The organism is Bacillus sp. JJ1503, assembly GCF_036965125.1.
Lineage (GTDB): Bacteria > Bacillota > Bacilli > Bacillales > Cytobacillaceae > Cytobacillus.
The window spans coordinates 946-1242 of record NZ_JBALOZ010000350.1 but is presented as its reverse complement, the minus strand read 5'-3'; the positions used below and the strand labels follow the sequence as shown (position 1 = coordinate 1242).

1 pseudogene is annotated in these 297 nt (G+C 38.4%); it reads right to left on the bottom strand.

What is annotated here, in order from left to right:
- A pseudogene (locus tag V7149_RS22390) lies at positions 1-194 on the bottom strand (hypothetical protein); the annotation flags it as partial.
- Positions 195-297 lie beyond the last annotated feature (103 nt).

Below are 297 nucleotides of genomic sequence, written 5' to 3'. Positions count from 1 at the left end.
ACTGTAGCGCTAAAAGCACCACCTGCACCTGTCGTAACTAAAGTTGGAGAAACCGTTGCCGGACTCGTTATAGTGAGTGTGATTGGAACTCCTGAAACTCCAACGCCGTTCACTGTAAAAAAACCCTGAAGCGTAAATGGTTGACAGTCTATTTGAGCACCTGACAAAGCGATTTGGATAACTTTTACACCCATTTATTTTTCACCTCCATAAATTTTAGAAATACATTTCCCAATAAACCTAACTTTTTTTCTAGAAGGACAGAGTAGAAATTTTGTTTCTTACTTTTTCATTGGA